This window comes from Streptomyces sp. NPDC111802 (assembly GCF_055634335.1).
Map to the genome: position 1 here is coordinate 1 of NZ_JBVKCZ010000238.1, position 1,189 is coordinate 1,189.

Annotated in this window: 1 protein-coding gene; it reads right to left on the reverse strand. The window is 67.2% G+C overall.

The annotated features are described in order from the left end of the window. The coding region (locus ACZ7NC_RS45720) for a transposase family protein (RefSeq protein WP_471498425.1) at positions 1–561 on the reverse strand (561 nt) is incomplete at its 3' end. Positions 562–1,189: the final 628 nt, after the last annotated feature.

Consider the following 1,189-nt stretch of genomic DNA (forward strand, 5'->3'; position numbering starts at 1 on the left):
GAAGCAGGTGATCTCGTTCGTCTTGTCCCCGACGTCCATCTGGGCGAGGACCAGGCGGCTGGTGTGGTCGAGTGCGGCCAGCAGGTGGATTTTGCGGCCGCCGGCCCTCGCGGCACCGCGCAGGCTCTTGCCGTCAACTGCCACCGCCCGCCTGTCCTTCGGGCCTGGCTGGATGCGGCGGTCGGCCAGCCACGCGCCCACCGCCCGGTCGAGTGCATCGGCATCGAGGCGGGCCAGGGTGCGGCGGATGGTCGTCTCGCACGGCACCGGCCGGGTACCGCTCAGCGGGCAGCGTCGCGCACCGAGACGGTCCAGGTCCGTCGGCGGGACATCGGCGGCCCACTCGCTGATCGCCAACAGCGAGGTCGCGCCGGTCAGCACTGCGCAGGCCGCCAGTGCCAGCACGTAGACCAGGGTGTGGCGCACGCCGCGCGGTGTGCGGGGATCGGGAACCTCGGCCAACCGGGCGAGCAGCCCGGGCAGTTCGTCCTCGGCGACGTCAGGCTGATCGCAGAGTTGGTCAAGGACGGGCGGGATCGGAGAAGATACGACGGCAGGCACGGACTTCCGTAGGGATCACTGGACTCGACACCCACATGATCTTGGAAGCTCGTGCCTGCTCTATGGTCCGGGCTCACATCAGGACAACCCGCTCAACCCGCGACTACGCCGAAGCCCTGAAGGAGCGCCCCGTCCAGCGTCGTCTTCTCACTCTCGGCCTCGTCGGGTCCATACAGCCCGCCTTTGCCGGAGCTTCCGCATGCGCAGCATCCGCCAGGAAGGCGGAAGACTATCGCCCGTGTCGGGCTGGCGGGCCTTCAACGCGACCGGTATTCCGCAGCAGTTGCTTGGGCCTACGTGGTTTGTGACGGGGCGGGGCAGGACCAGGCCATTGTGATGTGATCGGCGCATACGCCCTGGCCTGACCAGAGTACGGGGGAGGGCTGGCCGCATGTGAGGCCGTGCATGCACTGGCGCCGGCCGCTGGGCCTCTCTACCTCGCGGGCGATCAGGCTCCGAGACGCTGTTTCGTCCATCATTCGCATCTCCCTTCCTCCCGCTCGCGTGCCTGCCGGATCGCACACGGTGCTTTTTACTGATCTTTGACGTCGTGTTTGATGTTCTGGCCGTGTTCGGCATACCGGGTGTATGGGGACCCGAACACGCAAGTTCTTGAGTCCAGTTGAGT